The organism is Pseudomonas cimarronensis (assembly GCF_049331905.1).
GTDB lineage: Bacteria > Pseudomonadota > Gammaproteobacteria > Pseudomonadales > Pseudomonadaceae > Aquipseudomonas.
Map to the genome: position 1 here is coordinate 2456313 of NZ_CP186283.1, position 20594 is coordinate 2476906.

The 20594-nt window shown below is 60.7% G+C and carries 19 protein-coding genes and 1 riboswitch; of the genes, 16 read left to right on the forward strand and 3 right to left on the reverse strand.

Features of this window, described 5'->3' with window-relative positions:
- Positions 1-176 precede the first annotated feature (176 nt).
- The 8 genes from ACOCLD_RS11525 to trhA all read left to right on the forward strand — a co-directional run bounded on the left by ACOCLD_RS11525 (position 177) and on the right by trhA (position 11402).
- The gene (locus ACOCLD_RS11525; RefSeq protein ID WP_233684718.1) at positions 177-1316 is read left to right on the forward strand and encodes an acyl-CoA dehydrogenase family protein; all 1140 of its coding nucleotides are present in this window, start codon (positions 177-179) and stop codon (positions 1314-1316) included.
- 110 nt (positions 1317-1426) lie between these two features.
- Positions 1427-3064 (forward strand): AMP-binding protein, encoded by a 1638-nt coding sequence (locus tag ACOCLD_RS11530; protein ID WP_422909250.1) that lies wholly within the window; start codon positions 1427-1429, stop codon positions 3062-3064.
- 91 nt (positions 3065-3155) lie between these two features.
- A complete protein-coding gene (locus tag ACOCLD_RS11535) occupies positions 3156-4337 on the forward strand; it encodes a CaiB/BaiF CoA transferase family protein (protein WP_422909251.1) in 1182 nt (393 codons plus the stop codon).
- 195 nt (positions 4338-4532) lie between these two features.
- Entirely contained in the window at positions 4533-5042 is a 510-nt protein-coding gene (locus tag ACOCLD_RS11540; RefSeq protein ID WP_422909252.1) for a molybdopterin-dependent oxidoreductase, read from the forward strand.
- Positions 5043-5044: 2 nt separating this feature from the next.
- Positions 5045-8089 carry a response regulator gene (locus tag ACOCLD_RS11545; protein ID WP_422909253.1) on the forward strand — a complete coding sequence of 1015 codons (3045 nt, stop codon included), beginning with the start codon at positions 5045-5047 and terminating at the stop codon, positions 8087-8089.
- 73 nt (positions 8090-8162) lie between these two features.
- Positions 8163-9194: an HD-GYP domain-containing protein gene (locus ACOCLD_RS11550; protein WP_422909254.1), complete on the forward strand. Its 1032-nt coding sequence runs from the start codon at positions 8163-8165 to the stop codon at positions 9192-9194.
- Between the two features lie 32 nt (positions 9195-9226).
- Complete coding sequence (locus ACOCLD_RS11555) at positions 9227-10660, forward strand: response regulator (RefSeq protein WP_422909255.1); 1434 nt, start codon at positions 9227-9229, stop codon at positions 10658-10660.
- 124 nt (positions 10661-10784) lie between these two features.
- On the forward strand, positions 10785-11402 hold the full coding sequence (gene trhA, locus ACOCLD_RS11560; RefSeq protein ID WP_233684721.1) for a PAQR family membrane homeostasis protein TrhA: 618 nt from the start codon (positions 10785-10787) through the stop codon (positions 11400-11402).
- Between the two features lie 11 nt (positions 11403-11413).
- On the opposite strand, the gene ACOCLD_RS11565 is transcribed toward trhA, so the two are convergent.
- The 3 genes from ACOCLD_RS11565 to ACOCLD_RS11575 form a co-directional block, all read right to left on the reverse strand.
- On the reverse strand, positions 11414-11938 hold the full coding sequence (locus ACOCLD_RS11565; protein WP_422911795.1) for a SprT family zinc-dependent metalloprotease: 525 nt from the start codon (positions 11936-11938) through the stop codon (positions 11414-11416).
- Positions 11939-12022: 84 nt separating this feature from the next.
- Complete coding sequence (locus tag ACOCLD_RS11570; protein WP_233684723.1) at positions 12023-12622, reverse strand: Yip1 family protein; 600 nt, start codon at positions 12620-12622, stop codon at positions 12023-12025.
- Between the two features lie 158 nt (positions 12623-12780).
- On the reverse strand, positions 12781-13383 hold the full coding sequence (locus tag ACOCLD_RS11575; RefSeq protein WP_422909256.1) for a DNA-J related domain-containing protein: 603 nt from the start codon (positions 13381-13383) through the stop codon (positions 12781-12783).
- A gap of 97 nt (positions 13384-13480) precedes the next feature.
- Between ACOCLD_RS11575 and ttcA the strand changes: the two genes are divergently transcribed.
- The 8 genes from ttcA (at position 13481) to btuB (ending at position 20577) form a co-directional block, all read left to right on the forward strand.
- Complete coding sequence (ttcA, locus tag ACOCLD_RS11580; protein WP_257778575.1) at positions 13481-14305, forward strand: tRNA 2-thiocytidine(32) synthetase TtcA; 825 nt, start codon at positions 13481-13483, stop codon at positions 14303-14305.
- Between the two features lie 31 nt (positions 14306-14336).
- Positions 14337-15008, forward strand: a complete 672-nt coding sequence (locus tag ACOCLD_RS11585; protein ID WP_422909257.1) for a DNA-3-methyladenine glycosylase I — start codon at positions 14337-14339, stop codon at positions 15006-15008.
- A gap of 96 nt (positions 15009-15104) precedes the next feature.
- Positions 15105-15863 (forward strand): NAD-dependent deacylase, encoded by a 759-nt coding sequence (locus ACOCLD_RS11590; protein WP_422909258.1) that lies wholly within the window; start codon positions 15105-15107, stop codon positions 15861-15863.
- Positions 15864-15939: 76 nt separating this feature from the next.
- Complete coding sequence (locus tag ACOCLD_RS11595; RefSeq protein ID WP_422909259.1) at positions 15940-16560, forward strand: C40 family peptidase; 621 nt, start codon at positions 15940-15942, stop codon at positions 16558-16560.
- 165 nt (positions 16561-16725) lie between these two features.
- A complete protein-coding gene (locus tag ACOCLD_RS11600) occupies positions 16726-17250 on the forward strand; it encodes a C40 family peptidase (protein ID WP_422909260.1) in 525 nt (174 codons plus the stop codon).
- A gap of 27 nt (positions 17251-17277) precedes the next feature.
- Positions 17278-17940: an O-methyltransferase gene (locus ACOCLD_RS11605; RefSeq protein ID WP_422909261.1), complete on the forward strand. Its 663-nt coding sequence runs from the start codon at positions 17278-17280 to the stop codon at positions 17938-17940.
- A 6-nt stretch (positions 17941-17946) separates the two neighbouring features.
- Positions 17947-18267 (forward strand): hypothetical protein, encoded by a 321-nt coding sequence (locus ACOCLD_RS11610; protein ID WP_422909262.1) that lies wholly within the window; start codon positions 17947-17949, stop codon positions 18265-18267.
- A gap of 89 nt (positions 18268-18356) precedes the next feature.
- A riboswitch (cobalamin riboswitch) is annotated at positions 18357-18583 on the forward strand.
- A 128-nt stretch (positions 18584-18711) separates the two neighbouring features.
- Complete coding sequence (gene btuB / locus ACOCLD_RS11615) at positions 18712-20577, forward strand: TonB-dependent vitamin B12 receptor (protein WP_422911796.1); 1866 nt, start codon at positions 18712-18714, stop codon at positions 20575-20577.
- Positions 20578-20594 lie beyond the last annotated feature (17 nt).

Genomic DNA, 20594 nt, shown 5'->3' on the forward strand with positions numbered 1-20594 from the left:
ATGATGCATTTGAGCCCGCCTTTTGGCGGGCTTTTTTATGCCTGGGCTATGGCCTTGGGCGTTACGCGCGGGATGACCGAATGGGTCAATCCAGGCTGAGCGCATGGGTCATTGAGGCGCGCTGGAGGGCGGCCTAACCTGCAGCACGACTTCAATCCCCCAGGGAGCACACTCGCATGCAGCGCACGATTTTCGACACTGAACATACGATGTTTCGCGACGCCTTCGCCGCCTTTCTGAAGAAGGAAGTGGTGCCTTATCAGGATGAATGGGAAGCGGCGGGCGTAGTCAGCCGCGAGGTGTGGAAGAAGGCCGGTGACATGGGCTTTCTGCTGCCCTGGGCGGATGAGGAATACGGCGGTGCCGGGCTCAAGGACTTCCGCTATGAGCAGATCATGTGCGAGGAACTGGCCAAGATTAACGAGCCAGGCTTCATGATCCCGCTGCATTCGGCACTGTGCGGCCCCTACATCGCCGAGTACGGCAATGCCGAGCAGAAAGCGCGCTTTATGCCGGGCATCATCAGTGGCGAGCTGATCCTTGCGGTGGCGATGACCGAGCCGAGCGCCGGTTCCGACCTGGCCGGTATGCGCACCAACGCGGTGGACAAGGGCGACCACTACCTGCTCAACGGCTCCAAGGTGTTTATCTCCAACGGTTTGCTGGCCGATGTGGTGATCGTGGCGGCCAAGACTGATCCGAACAACAAGCATGCCATGGGCCTGTTCCTGGTCGAGCGCGGCATGGAAGGTTTCGAGCGCGGCAAGAACCTGGAAAAACTCGGCATGAAGAGCCAGGACACCGCCGAGCTGTTCTTCAACAACGTCAAGGTGCCCAAGGCCAACCTGCTGGGCGACGCCAAGGGCGGCTTCTTCTACCTGATGAACATGCTGGCCCAGGAGCGCCTGACCAACGCCTGCGGCGCGGTGGCAGGTGCTGAAGCCGCGTTGCAGACCACCATTGATTACGTGAAGGAGCGCAAAGCCTTCGACCGGCCGATTTCGCACTTCCAGAACACCCGCTTCAAGCTGGCGGAAATGCGCACGCAGATCGACGTGGCGCAGGTGTTTGTCGACCGCTGCGTGATGGACCACAACCAGAAAAAGCTCACCCCGGAAGTGGCCGCCGAAGCCAAGCTGTTTACCACTGAGCTGCTGTGCAAGGTGGTCGATGAAGGCGTTCAGTTGCACGGTGGCTGGGGCTACATGTGGGAATACCCGATCTGCAAGATGTACGCGAACGCACGTATTCAGCGGATCTTCGCCGGCACCTCGGAAATCATGAAGGAGATCATCAGCCGCGGCATGAAGCTGTAAGACGCTTGCCCTGCCAGGCGATCTTGACCCTGCATGGTGGTTGTCTGTTACAACGGGCAACCCAAGCCTCAGGGTTGATGCTTGGAAAACAACAAGAACGAGGGAATGCGATGAACGAGCAACTGCCTCTGGAGCGTCTGGCGCTCTGGGTTGAGAAGCGTCCGAATGCGGTTTGGCTCAGCCAGCCAGTAGACGGCCACTGGCATGACTTTACCTGGGCGCAGGTCGACGAGCAGGCGCGGCGTATGGCCAGTGCCTTGCTCGCACTGGGTTGCGTGCCGGGTGATCGGGTGGCACTGCTGGCGAAGAATTGCGCCGAATGGTTGATTGCCGATCTGGCGATCATGCAGGCCGGGTTGATCAGTGTGCCGCTGTATCCGTTGCAGTCGGCCGAGAGCATCGACTATGTGCTGCGTCACTCGCAGTGCAAGGTGATCTTTCTCGGCAAGCTGGATGAACCGGCCAAACTGGAGGCGGGCATTCCAACTGATGTGGTGCGCATCGCCATGCCATACCCGACGCTTGCGGCCGAACATGGCTGGCATGCGCTGTTGGCTGCGCATGCGCCGCTTGCCAAGGGCCATCAGCAGGCAGCCGACGCGCTGCTCAGCATTCTCTACACCTCCGGCACCACCGGGCAGCCCAAGGGCGTGATGCTTTCGGCCGGGGCCTTTGCCTATGCCGGCAGCCAGTCGGTGAAGGAGTTGCAGATCACCGAGCAGGATCAGTATTTCTCCTACCTGCCGCTGTCGCACGCCGCCGAACGTTTCCTGGTGGAAATGAATGCGCTGTACAGCGGCGGGCGGGTGGCGTTTGTCGAGTCACTGGAAACCTTTGCCAGTGATCTGCGCCATGTTCGACCCACCGTGTTCTTCTCCGTGCCGCGTCTGTGGACGCGCTTTCAGCAGGGCGTGCTGGAGAAACTACCGCAGGCCAAGTTGGCGCGGCTGTTGGGTATTCCGCTGATTGGCGGGCTGGTCGCACGCAAGATTCGCAAGGGCCTGGGGCTGGACCGTGCACGCATTCTGGTCAGTGGCGCAGCGGCAATACCACAGGCGTTGCTCGACTGGTATCAGAGCATCGGCATGACCATCTGCGAGGGCTACGGCATGACCGAGCACTTTGCCTATGGTTGCTTCAACCGTCCCGGGCAGGTGCGCTTCGGTACCGTAGGCCGGCCGATGCCGGGCAATCAACTGCGCATCGCCGAGAATGGCGAAATCCTCCTGCAGTGCCCGAGCCTGATGCTGGGCTACTACCTGGACCCGGAGAAAACCGCGGAAACCATCACCGATGGCTGGTTGCACACCGGCGACAAGGGCGAGGTGGATGCGGCCGGTTACCTGAAGATCACCGGGCGGGTGAAGGACATCTTCAAAACCAGCAAGGGCAAGTACATCGCCCCGGCACCCATCGAAGGTGAAATAGCCAAAAACCTCTGGGTTGAGCAGGTCTGCCTGATGGGCAGTAACCTCGATCAGCCGCTGGCCTTGATCGAACTCTCACCGGCCGCGCGCGAGCAGCCGCGTGAGCAGGTCACGGCTGATTTGCAGCAGACCCTGCAACAGCTCAACGCGCAGTTGCAGGCGCATGAGCGGGTCAGCCACTTCGTGCTGGTGCGCGAAGCCTGGACCGTGGACAACGGCTGCATGACCCCGACCATGAAGATTCGTCGCAACGTACTGGAAGCGCGCTTTGCCGATCAGCTGGCGGCGCTGGATGCCAGGCAGCCGCTGCATTGGCAGTGAGCGCTGGGTAGCCCGGATGCACTTCCGGGAATCTGTTGATATTCCCCGGAGTGCATCCGGGCTACGGGATTGAGTTCCCTGAGGAGCTGTTATGCAAGGCCCGCTGTCGTCATTGAAAGTGCTGGACTTTTCCACCCTGTTACCAGGGCCGTTTGCCTCTTTATTGCTGGCTGACATGGGCGCTGAAGTACTGCGCGTGGAATCGCCCAGCCGCATGGATCTGGTGCGCGTGCTGCCACCGCATGACGGCGGCGTATCGGCCAGCCATGCCTACCTCAATCGCAACAAGCGCTGCATCGCCCTCGACCTGAAAAAGCCGGAAGCGGTGGAGATGGTCAAGCAATTGGTGGCCGAGTACGACATCGTGCTGGAGCAGTTTCGCCCCGGCGTGATGGACAAACTCGGTGTGGGTTACGAGGCACTGAAGGCGATCAACCCGAAGCTGATCTACGTGTCGATCACCGGCTACGGCCAGAGCGGCCCGTACAAGGACCGCGCCGGTCACGACATCAACTACCTGGCCCTGGCCGGCATTGCCAGTTACACCGGGCGCCGTGAAACCGGGCCGTTGCCGCTGGGCATCCAGGCGGCAGATATTGCCGGCGGTTCGCTGCATGGGGTGATTGGCCTGCTCGCGGCGGTTATCCAGCGCCAAGCCACGGGGCAGGGGCAGCAGGTGGACATCAGCATGACCGACTGCGCCTTTAGCCTGCATGGCATGGCCGGGGCAGGCTATCTGGCGGCTGGGGTGGAGCCTGCGATGGAAAACCAGGCGCTGAACGGCGGCAGCTTCTACGACTACTACCGTACCCGCGATGGTCGCTGGTTCTCGGTCGGTAGCCTGGAGCCGCAATTCATGCAGCAGTTCTGCGCCGCCATCGGCCGCCCGGAGCTGGCCGCGCGCGGTCTGTCGCAGAAGCCCGAGGATCAGCAGGCGCTTAAACGCGAGATCGAAATCGAGTTCGAGAAACGCGACTTTGCCGAGTGGAGCCAGGTGTTCGCCGGGCTGGACGCCTGCGTGGAACCGATGCTCAATCTCAGCGAGGCGGTCGAACATCCGCAGATCAAGGCCCGCGGCCTGGTCACTGAAGTGCCGCGTGCGGGCAATGGGCCACAGGCGCAAATTGCCTGTCCGATCAAGTTTTCCAGCGGCCTGCCTGCGCCACGGCATATCGGTGCCACGCTGGGTGCGCACACCAGCGAAGTGTTGGCGGAGTTGGGTTACAGCGCTGAGCAGATTGACCAACTCAGGGCGGCCAAGGTGGTGGCTTGATTCCGGCCGGCAGGCACTGACATTAGGGCTGGCGTTGCCTCTCATTCTCATGCATTAATCGGCTTTCGCACGGCCGGGCGCAAGTAACTGTTCTACGCTTCGAGCATCAGGCGCGATCCTGAGCGGATGTTCGTCATGAACAGTGCGGCTGCTTACCGTGATCTCTCCGAATAATGGATGTTGAGGAGAATGCCAGTGTCTATACGCCACTATCACCTGCGCGCTTTGGCGCTGAGCACGCTGCTGCTGTTTTCCGGTCTGAGCCTGGCGCTCGACAAACCCAGCGGTCCTGCGCTGCTGCGTATCTCCGGGTTGGTGACACAGCCCAATATGCAGCAACAAGCGGTGTTCGACATGGCAATGCTGCAAGCCCTGCCGCAGCACAGCTTCACCACGCAAACCCCCTGGTATGCCGAGCCGGTGAAGTTTACCGGCCCATTGCTGCGCGATGTGCTGGCCGCCGCCGGGGCTAAAGGCGAAGGCATTACGGCCATCGCCCTGAATGACTACCGCACCGAAATTCCCTTCAGCGATGCCCTCAAATATGACCTGATCGTCGCCACCCTGATGAACGACCAGCCCATGCCAGTGCGCGAGAAAGGTCCGCTGTTTCTGGTTTACCCCTTCGACAGCAAGGCCGAGTTACAGGCCGCGACGTTCTACAACCGATCTGCCTGGCAATTACGCGCCCTGCAGATCAAATAGTCATGCGCCGGTTCCGCCTGCTGTGGGTGCTGATCGTCAGCCTGGTGCTGCTGTATGTGGCAATCGGGGCCATCCTCGCGCACCAGTACCGTAGCCTCAGCGAGGTCATGCGCAGTGGTGATGACAATGCGCTGTGGGCCTTTGCTCAACTGAGTACCGAATACCAGCGCTTCGACCACGCCCTGCACACCTACATGCTTGACCCCATTGCGCCGCGCCGTAACCAGGCATCGGACCTGCGAGGCAGTATCGGTATTGATGAACTGCAACTGCGTTACGATATTTTCGTCAGCCGTGTCAGCACCATCCAGACTGATTCGGCCGTTCGGCTGATGGGCGCCGAGCCGATCTATCAGCAGACCCTGCAGGCTCTGGAGCGGTTTATCCAGACCGGCGACAGCGCCCTGGAAGCTTTCGCCAGGCGCGGCACGCCGCTGGATGCCGCGTTGCTGCGTGAGCAACTGCAAGCCTTGCAGGACGATATTCAGGACCTGGTCTACACCTCAGCCCAACTGGCGGCGCGTACGGTGGATGAACGCAATGCCGAGTTCCGCTATCAAGTGGTGGTGACCACTGCGCTAACGCTGTTTCAGGGCTTGCTGACGTTGATCTTCGGTTTGGCCATGGTGCGTCAGTCGCGCCAGCGCGTGCGTGCGCAACGCCAGTTGCTGGCTGCTCAGGGCAAGCTGGTGGAAGCTCTGCAGGAAAACGAAGAAGTATTGGAAGGCCGTGTGCAGCAACGCACCCAGGAGCTGGCCGAGGCCAATCAGGCGCTGCGTGAGCATGAAGAGGAATTGCAGATTGCCCGGGCCAAGGCCGAGAGCGCATCGCAGCTGAAGTCCGATTTTCTGGCCAATATGAGCCATGAAATCCGCACGCCGATGAACGCAGTTATCGGCATGAGTCATCTGGTGCTGGGCACGCCGCTGAACGCCAAGCAACGCGACTATGTGGAGAAGATTCAGCGCTCGGGCCAGCACCTGCTGGGGCTGATCAACGACATCCTCGACCTGAGCAAAATCGAGGCCGGCAAGCTGGATGTCGAGTCGGTGCCATTCGAGTTGCAGGCGGTGCTGGAGAACATGGCCAGCCTGATTGGCGAGAAGTGCGCAGCCAAGGACCTGGAGCTGATCTTCGATATCGACCCAGAGTTGCCCGCGCACCTGGTCGGCGACCCCTTGCGCCTGGGCCAGGTGCTGATCAATTACGCCAACAATGCAGTCAAGTTCACCGAGCAGGGCGGCATCGTGATTCGTGCTCAGGTGCTGGAGCAGGATGCGCAGAGCATCCTGGTGCGTTTTGCCGTCGAGGATTCCGGCATCGGCCTTTCGCCCGAGCAGCAGTCGCGGTTGTTTCAGTCATTCCAGCAGGCCGACAGCTCGACCACCCGCAAATACGGTGGCACCGGCCTGGGCCTGGCCATCTCGCGCAAGCTGGCTGAACTGATGCATGGCGAGGTCGGGGTTAGCAGCGAACTGGGGCAGGGCAGTACCTTCTGGTTTACCGCGCGCTTGGGGGTAGCGACAGCCAAAGCGCTGCCGCCACTGCTGCCCAGCCCGGATCTGCGCAACCGCCGAGTACTGGTGGTGGACGACAACCCGCAGGCCCTGCAAATCCATGCCAGCCTGCTGCGTGGCATGAGTTTTCAGGTCCGCGAGGCCGATTGCGGTGAACAGGCCCTGGAACTAGCGGCCGCAGCCTGTGCTGCGGGCGTGCCGTTCGAGGCAGCGTTCGTCGACTGGAAAATGCCCGGTATCAATGGCCTGGAAACCTGTCGCCAACTGGCCCTGCTCGATCCGGCACCGCAGCCGGTGATCGTTACCGCGTATGGCCGCGAAGAAGTCTTTCATGAAGCCGAACAGGCAGGTATTCCGCTGCTGCTGGTCAAACCGGTCAGCCCCTCACTGCTGTTCGATGCGGCGATTCGTGCGCTGGGCGGCAGCCAGACGGCGCAACTACCCCTGCGCCCGGCGGGCAAGGTCAGCGTGCAGGACCTCAGCCCGTTGCACGGCGCGCAGGTGCTGCTGGTGGATGACAACGAGCTGAATCAACAAGTGGGTCGTGACCTGCTGGAAGCGGCCGGGGTGCAAGTGGCCGTGGCCGAGAACGGCCAGGTGGCCCTGGAGATGCTGGCGCAGCGCGACTACCAATTGGTCTTGATGGACATGCAGATGCCGGTAATGGACGGTCTGACAGCAACTCGGCAGATCCGCGTCAACCCGCGTTGGCGTGAACTGCCGGTGTTGGCCATGACGGCCAACGCCATGCTCAGTGACCGTGAACAATGCCTGGCAGCGGGCATGAATGCGCACCTGGCCAAGCCCATCGACCCCGATGAGCTGTTCGCCCTGCTGTTGCAGTGGCTGCCGGTTGCAGCCGAGCAGCCTGTGCTATCGCCGGGTGCGAGTGTATTGCCGTCAGTGGCGGACGCGGTTTTTCCCGCGATTGCCGGGGTGGACGTGCAAGCCGGTCTGCGTCGGGTGCTGAACAAGCGGGCCGCCTATGAAGCGTTGCTGCGCAAATTTATCCAGGGCCAGGCCGATGCCGTCGAGCAGGCCCGTCGCCTGCTCGGTGAGGGTCGCCTTGACGATGCCATTCGCGCCTTGCATACGCTCAAGGGCACGGCGGCCACCATTGGTGCCGAGTCTCTAGCCAGTCAGGCCGAAGCACTCGAAGAGGCGTTGAAGCAGGGGCGCGAGGATGCTCAGTTCGTCAAGCAGTTAGCCGCGCTGGAGGCCAGTTGTGCTGCGTTGATTGTGCAGCTGCAGGCAGTTGTGCCAGCACAGGCCATGACCGAGGCAACTCAGGGCGATCTCGACTGGCCACGGGTACGCCAGCTGATCGCTCGCCTGGAGTTTCTGCTCAGCGATGACGACTCCGACGCCATCGAGTTGTTTGAGCAGGAAGCCGCCTTGTTCAAGGCGGCCCTGGGCACAGGTTTTGCGCCGCTGGAGCGGGCGATCAACAGCTATATTCTGGTGGATGCACTGGCGGTGCTGCAGGCCACCATGCAGAACAATCCGGCACTGGGCAAGGACGCAGGTTGATGGAACGACTGCTGGCAGGTGGCGACAAACCGACGATTCTGGTGGTGGAGACACCCCAGATAACCTGTCGCTGATGAGCGGCCTGTTACGCGAGGAGTACAAGGTCAAGCTGGCGCATAACGGAGAGCGGGCGCTGCAAATCGTCAGTGGCGAGAGCAAACCCGACCTGATTCTGCTCGACATCATGATGCCGGGACTGGATGGCTATGAGGTGCTGCGTCGTTTGCAGCAGGAGCCGGGCAGCGCGACGATCCCGGTGATTTTTCTGACTGCCATGAGTGCCGCCGAGGATGAACAGATCGGTCTGGATCTGGGAGCGGTCGACTACATCAGTAAACCGATCAACCCGGCGATTGTTCTGGCCCGGGTGCACACGCACCTGCAGTTGAAGTTTGCCCGTGATTACCTGCAGAACCAGAACGCCTTTCTCGAACAGGAAGTGGAGAAACGGACCCGCGAAGTGATGGCGATACAGGACGTGACCATCCGCGCGATTACCTCGCTGGCGGAAACCCGTGACAATGAAACTGGCAACCACATTCGCCGTACCCAGCATTATCTGCGGGCGCTGGCCGAGCACCTGAGCCACCACCCGCGTTTTGCTGCTGAGCTGAGCGCGGCAACCATCGAGTCGCTGTTCAAATCGGCGCCACTGCATGACATCGGCAAGGTCGGCATTCCCGATCGTATCCTGCTCAAACCGGGCAAACTGGATGCCGATGAATTTGAGATCATGAAAACCCACACCACTCTGGGGCGCGATGCCATCGTGCATGCCGAGCAGGAGTTGGGTGAGTCCATTGCCTTCCTGCGCCACGCCAAGGAAATCGCCTACAGCCATCAGGAAAAGTGGGACGGCAGCGGTTACCCGCAGGGCTTGTCTGGCGAGGCGATTCCACTGTCGGCGCGCCTGATGGCTGTGGCTGATGTCTACGATGCGCTGATTTCGCAGCGCGTGTACAAACCAGCGTTCAGTCACGAACAGGCGTTGCAGATTATTCATGACGGCCGTGGCAGCCATTTTGACCCGGATATCGTGGATGGCTTTGAGCGCATCAGTCAGACCATCGCGCAGATTGCCCAGCACTACAGCGACGAGCCGTAATGGTTGCAGAACAAAAGGAGGTGCCCAGCCGTATGCCAGTCCAAGCCCCCACTTTGCTGGTTGTTGACAGTGACCCTGTGCTGACCCGCGCCCTGGTCGAGGAATTACAGCGTCAGGGTTTCATGCAAGTGTTACAGGCCCATGATCCGGCCAGTGCCTTGCAGCTGCTGCGGCAGACCCCGGTGTCGTTGGTTTTGAGCGAACAGAACCTGGCCGGTTCGACCGGGCTGACGCTGTTCGAAGGCATGCGCAGCGACGAAGCGTTGGCCGCGATTCCCTTCGTGCTGATGTCCAGTGCCATGCAGCGTCAGGATGTGCAGCGCGCCATTCAACTGGGCATCCGCGACTTGTTGGTCAAACCCTTTACCACTCAGCGGCTGCTGGAGCGAATTCAGCGTTCCCTGCAACGCGACGACCTGTTGACCCAGCCTCGTCAGGCCCAGGGCGAAGAGCGGGCGAGCATTCTGGTGGTCGACGATACGCCGGAGAATCTGCAGCTGCTGGCCGGGCTGTTTCGTGACCAGTTCAAGGTCAAGCTGGCGCATAACGGCGAGAAAGCCATCGCCATCTGCCATTCCGACAACCCGCCGGACCTGATCCTGCTGGATGTGATGATGCCCGACATGGATGGTTTCGAGGTGGCGCGCCGGCTGCGCCAGCATCACGCGTCAGAGCATATTCCGATCATCTTCGTCACCGCCTTGAGCGATGAAAGCTCCCGTGAACAGGGCTTGTCACTGGGCGCGGTGGATTACGTGTTCAAGCCGATTGACCCGACTCTACTGCGCATTCGAGTGCGCAACCTGATGCGTTATGTCGAGCACCGCCGGCAGTTGCAGGCGGATCTTGATCAGTTGCTGGAGTTGGCGGCTCTGCGTGCGGACATGCTGCATCTGGTCAGCCATGATCTGCAGCAATCCCTCCAGCAATGCAACGAAGCACTGCAGGGGCTGACGCAGACGGGTCTTAATCCGCAGCAGAAACAGCATCTGCAGCAGGCTGCCCAGAGCACTCAGCAACTCAAGGATCTGCTCGATATGGCTGGCGAGCAGCTGTCGTTGGAGGCCGGGCAGCGCGAGTTGCGCCCGGAAAGCATTCGCCTCAATCCACTGCTGCGCGAGCTGATCAGCGAGTTGCGTCAGCGCTATGGCGACCGTGGTGTCGATATTCAGCTGGAAACCGCGCTGGGCAGCAGCACGGCGGTACTGGCCGATCCTGGGTTGTGCCATGCCTTGTTCTATCGAGTACTCAAGCATGCCCATGGGGCGTGCCCGGTGGGCAGTCAACTGAGCCTGATGATGATTGATGAGAACCCTGCCCAGGTGAAGTTGCTGCTGCCTGTGCGCCCGGAAAACCACAAGCCACTTGCGGCTGCCCGCGCCCTGGCCCGTGCACAGGGTGGTGATGTGCAACATGAAGAGGATGCGGCCGGTTACCTAATCCGGGTGAGTCTGCCACGTGCCTGAGCGGTTTGACGGCTGCAAGCCGGTTGGCAAGGCGCAGAACCGGCAAAAGGTTGCTCGTCAAACGCTGAAATTTCCGGCATAAGCCTGGGGCATTTTGCCAATAGGCGATTCGGGAACGGACAACATGTATCACGGGGAACGCTTCAACGCCTGGACCCATCTGGTCGGGGCGCTACTGGCTTGCGCTGGCGCGATATGGTTGCTGGTGCTGGCCAGTCTGGATGGCGAGCTGGGCAAGGTCATCAGTGTGGCCATCTACGGCCTGACGTTGGTGCTGCTCTATAGCATCTCCACGCTTTACCACAGCGTGCAGGGGCGGGCGAAAGTGCTGATGCGCAAGCTCGATCACCTGTCGATCTACCTGCTGATTGCCGGCAGCTATACGCCGTTCTGCCTGGTGACCCTCGAAGGTGCCTGGGGTTGGACGTTGTTCGGCATCGTCTGGACGCTGGCAATTATCGGCATGCTGCAAGAGATCAAGCCGCGTTCCGAGGCGCGTGTGCTGTCGATCGTGATCTACGCGGTGATGGGCTGGATTGTGCTGATCGCGGTCAAACCACTGATCGCCGCACTGGGGATGGACGGGTTTATCTGGCTGGCCGGCGGTGGCGTGTTGTACACCGTGGGGATCATTTTCTTTGCCTATGACAGCCGTTTTCGCCACTGGCATGGCATCTGGCACTTGTTCGTCATGGGCGGCAGCCTGATGCACTTTGTCGCGGTATTGCGTTACGTGCTGTAGTTCCCGGCGGATTATTCGAGGCGCTGTTCACCGGTGTAACGCAGCGTCACCTTGCAACGGCGGCAGTAGTAGCGCCGGCCTTTGCTGACCAGGGCATGGCGCTGGGCGGAAAAGGGGAACTCGCCCTCGGCACAACTGCAGCGGTAGATATAGCGGCTGACCGTACGCCGCTGCACCGCATAGCTGTGGCAGCGGTTGGGCGGTAGTTCATACACGCCGCGCATGATCAGCTGCCATTCCTCGCCGTGGGGCTGGATCTTCGGGCCGAACAGCTGGTGAGCGATCAGGTGCGCCACCTCATGAGGCACCGTCTGCTTTAGAAAGTCATCGCGGTTTTCCCGATACAGCTGCGGGTTGAAGCGCAGCTTGTTTTCCGTCAGGTGCGCCACACCGGCCTTTTGTCCACGCAGCTTGAAACTTACCTCGGCGCGGGTGAAGGGTTGTTTGAAAAAGGTTTCAGCCTGCTGATAGCAGTGTTCGACGCGCTGGAGCAGTTGTTCAGGCATGGCGGCTTGGGTGCGGAGAAAGGCACTGATTATGCCCAAGCAGTGCAACGATCACAGCCCTGAAACGACGAAACCACCCGTGGGTGGTTTCGTCTTGTTTCATCATGCGTTGGATCAGCTGGTGTAGACCGGGCCAACGCCAAAGCCCCAGAGAATTACCGAGGCGGCAATCATTGCCACCAGCACCACCAGACCTACAGCCAACACCGAGCTGGAGAACATAAAGCCTTCATCCTCGGGGATGCCCATAAAGGTCGGTATGCCGACATACAGCAGGTAAACCGTGTAACAGATGGCTGCCGTACCCACCACCATGGCCAGCCAGAGGTGCGGATAGAGCGCCGCCAGCCCGCCGATAAACAGCGGTGTAGCGGTGTACGCAGCAAATACCACGCATTGTGTGAGGTTTGGGCTGGCGTCGTAGGTGCGCGCCATCCAGTGGATAAAGGCCCCCATCACTGCGACACCGGCCAGCATCGCCAGGTAGGTCATGACGGTCATTTGCAGCGCACTGGCCTCGGTCAGCATCACCGGTGCTCGATCACCAATGGCCCAGCCCACCTGAGTGGTACCGATGTAGGCAGAGACTGCGGGTATGGCAGCGAGAATCAGAATGTGGGTGAGGTACATGTGGCTGATGGTTTCTTCTTCGCCACGGATTTCCTGCCATTCCTGATCGGGATGGGTGAACAGCCCCAAAACATGATGGATCATGTCAGACCTCCTGTTGTTATAGCGGCCGTCCCCCAGTAGAGCGCCTGAATCGCGTGCACAGCGGTGTCAGGTGCGATACCAAACCTATGCGACCGTATGTCGCAGTATAGGCGGGCAAAAGGATTGGCAAAGGGGCTGGGTTAGAGCAAATCGTGCTCTCAAACGTGGCCGTAATAGCGTTCCAGGATTTCCATGGCTTTGTTGATTGACTGCAAGCGTGCCGTACTGCCGCCGCGATCGGGGTGATGCTGACTCACCAACTGCCGGTAGCGATGCTTGATAGTGGCGAAGTTGAGCGCTTGTGTGCTGTCTTCCAGCTCGAACAGCTCCAGCGCCGCCTGTTTTTCATCGCTGCCGTGCATGCGCGTCCAGAAACTCAGCAGCAGTTTGGCCACATCCTCTTCCTCGGTGTGACTGAGTTGGCTCAGATCGAGGTAATAGTCGCGCAATGGGTCGTGCTCGCTCAGTTCGTGGCTACCAGGCTGATAGGGCAACAGCTGGATATGCAGCGCACTGATCTGTAAGTAGCCGCTCTGGCTGGCCCAGAGCCGGTCGCGTAAGCGGTAGAGGGCGTTGAACAAAATAAAATGGGTGCGAAACAGCGCCAGCCTGTCTGTCAGGGCCTGGTTAGGGATATGCACGCACTGGCGGGCTTTCAGCAGCTGGATCAACTGGTACTCGCCCAGGCCGTCAGGGGCCGTGCGCAGCAGCTCATGCAGTTGTTCGGGCAGGTCAAGGCCTGGGTCGAAATCGTCGTTCATCGGCCGAGCCTAGCATTTGCGAAACTGTGGGGTAGGGTGCGTCACGCTTTCTGGGTAAAATGCCGCACTTTCGTAACCCTCCGGATTCCAGCGCACCATGGGCACCCTCTCGGTCAACCAGAACAAACTGCAAAAACGCCTGCGTCGTCAGGCTGGCGAAGCCATTGCCGATTTCAACATGATCGAGGATGGCGACAAGGTCATGGTCTGCCTGTCCGGCGGCAAGGACAGCTACACCATGCTCGATGTGCTGCTGCACTTGCAGAAGGTCGCGCCGATCAAGTTCGAGATTGTTGCGGTGAACATGGACCAGAAGCAGCCGGGTTTTCCTGAGCACGTGCTGCCGGCTTATCTGGAATCCATTGGTGTGCCGTACCACATCGTCGAGAAGGATACCTACTCGGTGGTCAAGGAGAAGATTCCGGAAGGCAAGACTACCTGTTCACTCTGCTCACGCCTGCGTCGCGGCACCCTGTACACCTTTGCCGATGAAATCGGCGCGACCAAGATGGCCCTCGGGCATCACCGCGACGACATCCTGGAAACCTTCTTCCTCAATATGTTCTACGGCGGCACGCTCAAGGCCATGCCGCCCAAGCTGCGTGCCGATGACGGCCGCAACGTGGTGATTCGCCCGCTGGCCTACTGCAGCGAGAGCGATATCGAGGCCTACAGCCAGCTCAAGGAATTCCCGATCATTCCGTGCAACCTGTGTGGTTCCCAGGAAAACCTGCAACGCCAGGTGGTCAAGGAAATGCTCCAGGACTGGGAGCGCAAGTCGCCGGGCCGCACCGAGATCATGTTCCGCGCACTGCAGAACGTGGTGCCATCGCAGCTGGCCGACCGCAATCTGTTCGACTTCAAGAGCCTGAAAATCGACGACAGCGCCACGCCGCGCTTTCTCGATGTGATGAACCTCTGATCCAGCGGTTGCCTGGCTGAAGGATTGCCTGATGCGCGATTACAAATGGCTTAACGAATACTGCCTGAACCGCTTTGGCTCGGCTGCCGCGCTGGAGGCAATGCTGCCGCAGCCGCGCAGCGCCGAGGAGCTACGGGCGATCCCTGATGATCGCTACCTGTCGATCCTCAGCCTGCGGATCTTCCGCGCTGGCCTCAAACACAGCCTGGTGGACGCCAAATGGCCGGCCTTCGAGCAGGTGTTCTTCGGCTTTGATCCGGAGAAAGTGGTGCTGATGGGCGCTGAACGTCTGGAAAACCTGATGCAGGACGCGCGCATCATCCGCCACCTGGGCAAGCTCAAGAGTGTGCCGCGCAACGCCCAGTTCATCCTCGATGTGCAAAAGGAGAAGGGCAGTTTCGGTGCACTGATTGCCGATTGGCCGGTGAGTGATGTGGTTGGGCTGTGGAAGTACCTGGCCAAGCACGGTTGTCAGTTGGGCGGACTATCAGCACCGCGTTTCCTGCGCATGGTCGGCAAGGACACCTTCGTCCCCACCGATGACATGGTTGCGGCGTTGAAAGCGCAGAAAATCATCGACAAGGCGCCGACCAGCCTGAAAGAGCTGGCCGCCGTGCAGGGTGCCTTCAACCAGTGGCATGAACAGAGCGGGCGGCCTCTGTGCCAGCTGTCAGTAATGCTGGCGCATACGGTGAACCACTGAGCCGGTAGGCGTAGGGTGGATGACGCTTCCCATCCACCCTGGCGCTGTTGCGGTGGACGAAAAGAGCGTCGTCCACCCTACGCATGAGGGATCGAGATGGACAAGGTCATTGCCCGTGTTGCCCAAGCAATCAAACAGGCCGAGCGCATCCTGCTGATTACCGGTGCCGGGCTGTCCGCCGATTCCGGTTTGCCCACCTATCGCGGCCTTGGTGGCCTGTACAACGGTCACACCGCCGAAGGCTTGCCGATTGAGGCGGCGTTGTCCGGCTCGATGCTGCAGCGTGATCCGGCACTGTGCTGGAAATACCTGGCGGAGTTGGGCAAGGCCTGCCTGGGTGCTCAGGCCAATGCCGGGCACTATGTGATTGCCGAACTGCAGCGCAAAAAGCCGCAGTGCTGGCTACTGACCCAGAATATCGACGGCTACCACCGCGCGGCTGGCAGCCCGATGGAGCGGGTGATCGAAATTCATGGCGAGCTGGCCCCTTTGTATTGCCAGTCCTGCGGTGCCGTCGACAGTGAGCTGGCCGTGCATTTGGATCGACCGCTGCCACCCAAATGCAGGCAATGCGCCGGGGTGCTGCGCCCGCCCGTGGTGCTGTTCGAGGAAATGTTGCCTGAGCAGGCCATCGGCACGTTGTATGACGAGGTGCGCAAAGGCTTTGAGGTGGTGATCAGTATCGGCACCAGCGCGAGCTTCCCGTATATCGTCGAGCCGCTGTTGCGTACCCGCCAGGCGGGCGGCTTTACCGTCGAGATCAACCCGCAGCGCACTGACTTGAGCGGCCGGGTGGATGTGCACCTGCAAGGGCGGGCGTTAGATGTTTTGCCGAAACTGCTGAGTCACATTTAGAGCCATAGAATTTGCAAATGTATGCCATAGAGGGCATAGTCGCGCTCTTATAAAATTCATCGACACGGTCGTGCCCATGCTCAAACGCCTCGCACCCCTCGTGCCTATTGCACTCTCCATGGTTCTGGCCGCTTGCGCCAACCATTCGCCGCAGCCACAGCCGGAGCTGGCCACCCAGCCCGCAGTGTTCTCCTCGACCGCGTTGGCCGAGTTTGATGAACAGGCCAAGGAAGCTGCCCTCGGCGACTTTACCGAAGAAAAATCCTACAAATTGCCGCAGCTGGCCGACAGCATCCTGTCTCACGGCCTGTCCCTGGTGGGCACGCGCTACCGCTTTGGCGGTGGTTCGGTGAGTTCCGGTTTCGATTGCAGCGGCTTTATCGGTTACCTGTTCAAAGAAGAGGCCGGCATGCAGTTGCCGCGTTCTTCCCGTGACATGATCAATATCGACGCCCCACTGGTCTCGCGTGATGAGCTGGAGCCGGGCGATCTGCTGTTTTTCAGCACCAATGGACGTAATCGCGTCAGCCACGCCGGCATCTACATGGGCGATAACCGGTTCATCCACTCCAGCAGCAGCCGCAGCGGCGGTGTGCGGGTCGACAGCCTGGAAGATCGTTACTGGAAACGTACCTTTATCGAAGCCAAGCGTGCCCTGGCACTGGCTCCCAGTGACAGCGTAGTGCGCCATCCCTGAGCCTGCGGGCGGCGGCTGCCAGTTGTGCAGCCGCTTTCCAATTTTTCGTGTCTGATACATCTCGATATTTTTCAATGACTTGCCAGGCAAAGCTAATCTAAAGCTTGCTCTGCGGTGCGCAAGTCGGCAGAGTAGGGCGCATCTCGGCTCAGGATCGCCTTATCCATGACCGCTCTCGCCCGTTTCAGTCTGCTGGTCGTTGTCGCGCTGCTCAGCGCCTGCTCCAGTCGCGCACCAGCGCCAATCCCGCCACCCGTCGTGCAAACGCCCCACAGCAGCTTTAACGGCAATGCTGATGATGTGCTGTTTCGTGCCCTCGGTTTGGTCGGCACGCCTTATCGCTACGGGGGCAATACCCCGGACGGCGGTTTTGACTGCAGTGGCTTGATTGGCTATGTCTACCGCGATGCAGCGGGTATCAGCCTGCCGCGTTCGACCCGCGAGCTGATCAGCATGCGCGCCCCGACTGTCGGTCGCGACCGCCTGCAAAGTGGCGATCTGGTGTTCTTCGCCACCAATGGCGGCAGTCAGGTCAGCCATGCCGGCATCTATGTCGGTGAGGGACGCTTCGTGCATGCGCCGTCCAGCGGCGGTACCGTGCGCCTAGACAGCCTGAGCAACAGCTACTGGCAGCGCACCTACCTGAATGCCAAGCGCGTGTTTACCCCAGAGTTGGCGCGTAACCCCTGACAGCGTTGGTTTGCAGAGGGAGTCGCCATGACTAATCAAACGCTCAATCTCGATACCGCCCTGTATCAATACCTGCTGGATGTTTCCCTGCGTGAAACGTCGCTGCTCAAGCGCCTGCGTGAGGAAACCGCGCAGCTGAGCATGGCGCGTTGGCAGATTGCCCCTGAGCAGGGCCAGTTTATGGCCTTGCTGGTGCTACTGACCGGCGCCCGGCGGATTGTCGAAGTCGGCACCTTTACCGGCTACAGCGCCATCTGTATGGCCCAGGCCATGCCTGAAGGTGGTCGGCTGATCTGCTGTGATATCCCCGGTGATTACAACGCCACGGCCAGGCGTTACTGGTCTGAAGCGGGGCTTGCTGAGCGTATCGAGTTGCGTCTGGCCCCGGCGCTACAAACCCTGGCGGAACTGGAAGCTGAAGGTCTGGCTGGCAGTGTCGACCTGCTGTTTATCGACGCTGACAAGGCCAATTACCCGGCCTACCTGGAACATGCCCTGCGCCTGGTGCGCCAGGGTGGACTGATTCTGTTCGACAACACCCTGTGGAGTGGCCGTGTGCTTGAGGAAAGCCCCGAAAGTGCCGACACCCGAGCCATTCAAGCGCTCAACCTGGCGCTGCGTGATGACCCGCGTATCGACCTGTCCCTGCTGCCGCTGGGCGACGGCCTGAGTCTATGCCGCAAACGCTGAGCCTGTATGCCCGAACCCATTCGTCTGCCTGAACAACCGGATGCCTGCGAGCTCTGCGCTCGTGCAACCGCTTTGACGCGCCATCACCTGATCCCCAAGGCGCTGCACAACAAGGTTTATGTACAGAAGCGCTTCGCGAAGAGTGAGCGCATCAGTGCCACGCTGTGGGTCTGCCGCGCCTGTCACAACCAGATCCACCGCCTGTTCAGCGAAAAGGAACTGGCGCTGACCTACAACAGTCGCGACAGCCTGCTCAGTGATGAACGCCTGCGTACCTTTGTCGAGTGGCTGGCCAGCAAGCCCGCCGGGTTTATGCCCCGGCATTGATCGAGCCCGGCGTATGTCAGGCAGCCTGCCTGCGACCTGAGTGGTCTCTGGGCGGCGTTATGCGTTGACGCTCCCGGTGCAACTCTCTACCCTGCGCGCCTGCAACAGGTGCCCCCGACGCAGCGCGTCAGAGGGGTGAAACAGGGAAGCCGGTGCGTTACGTGTTGATCACGCAACAATTCCGGCGCTGCCCCCGCAACGGTAAACGAGTCAAGGATCGCCCATAGCCACTGTGCCACCGGCATGGGAAGGCGCGATCCGGAAGCCATCGGTTTCACTCGTCAGCCCGGAGACCGGCCTGCTGCATCCACGGCATTGCGGAGGGCGTTGTCGGGTGGCTGCGGCGTTCTGCCGTGTCTGCCCGTGCTGTTCTCCCATGTCTTATATCGGCAGTGTCGCGCGGGTGGCGCGACGGAGAATCAGACCTTGCTTCGCATCCTCACTATGCGTCCGCTGGCCATTGCGCTCGCGGGCTGTAGCCCATTTCTCGCGGCCCAGGCCGCAACCCTCAGCCTGGACACCCAGGTCATTACCGCAACCCGTACCGAGCAGTCAGCGGCCAGCAGTATTGCGGCGTTCAACCTGATCGAGCGTGAGCAGATCGAGCGCAGCCAGGCGCAGTCGGTGCCGGAGTTGCTCAGCCGCGTGCCGGGTATTTCCCTGAGCAACAACGGCGGCCCGGGCAAGTCGACCTCGCTGTTTATGCGCGGCAGCAACTCCAACCATGTGCTGGTACTGATTGATGGCGTCAAGGTTGGTTCGGTGACCAGCGGTGGTGCCGCGTTGCAGGATTTGCCCATTGAACTGGTTGAGCGCATCGAAGTGGTTCGCGGGCCGCGCTCCAGCCTGTATGGCTCCGAGGCCATTGGCGGGGTGATTCAGATCTATACCCGCAAAGGCCAGGGCACGGGTTTCAAGCCTTTTGCTTCGGCAGGTTATGGCAGCCAGGACACCTATCAGGGCAGCGCTGGCTTCACTGGTACGGCCGGCAGTGGCTGGTACAGCCTGGGCGTATCCGGTCTTGATACGGATGGCATCAACGTCAAGCCGGCCACGGTCAGCGGTTATGAGCAGGACCGTGACGGCTACCGCAGCCTGTCACTGGCCGCCAAGGCCGGTTACCAGTTCGCCAACGGCCTGGAGCTCGATGGCAGCCTGTTGCAGAGCCGCTCGCATAACGACTATGACTCGGTGAACAGCAAACGTACCGCCGGCTTCGGGGCCAATGCCGAGGGTGTGCAGAAGGTGGTGGGCGGACGGGCACGTTTCAACCCGCTGGAGCCCTGGCTGCTGACCCTGCAGGCCGGGCGCGGCGAGGACAAGTCCGACAGTTTTCAGGACCGCGCCTTCTATTCGCGATTTGACAGCCGCCGCGACTCGCTTAGCTGGCAGAACGACCTTAGCCTGGCCGATGGTCACACCCTGACCTTGGGCGCCGATTATCAGCATGACGAGGTCAACGGCACGACCGCCTATGCCCGCGATTCACGCGACAATCAGGGCTTCTTTGCCCAGTACCTGGCGCAGCTCGGCCGGCATGACCTGCAACTGAGCGTGCGCCGCGACGATGACGAACAGTTCGGCAAGCATGACACCGGCAGCCTGGGCTGGGGCTATGCGCTGAGCGATACGCTGCGCCTGACGGCCAGCTACGGCACGGCCTTCAAGGCACCGACCTTCAACCAGCTGTACTACCCAGGTTTCGGTAACCCGGATCTGCAAGCCGAAGAGTCGCGCAGCATCGAGCTGGGGCTGGCCGGTGTGCATGACTGGGGGCACTGGTCGGTCAATGCCTACCGCAGTGAGATCGACAACCTGATTGCCACTGTGAATTCGCTGGTGGGCGGCAAGAGCCAGAGCCGCGCCGAAGGTGTCGATGAGGCGCGCATTCGCGGTGTCGAGTTGCAGCTGGGCAGCGAGTTGCTGGGCTGGGAGTGGAATGCCAATTACAGCCTGATGAGCGCCGAGAACCGCTCACAGCGCAGCAGCCGTGGCGGCATTGCTTACTACGGCAAGGAACTCAATCGGCGGCCGAGCCAGCTGTTCAACCTCGACGTTGATCGCGCCTTCGGTGATGTCAGTGTCGGTGCCAGCCTGCATGCGCAGAATTCGACCTACGACGACCTGGAAAACCAGACCGAGCTGTCTGGCTTCGCCACCCTTGATCTGCGCGGTGAGTACCGCCTCAACAAGGAATGGCGCCTGCAAGCGCGGGCGGCCAACCTGCTGGATGTCGATTACCAGACCGCTGAAGGCTACAACCAGCCGGGCCAGGCGTTTTACCTGACCGTGCGTTACCAAGCCCTTTAACTCACCCGACCACCCCT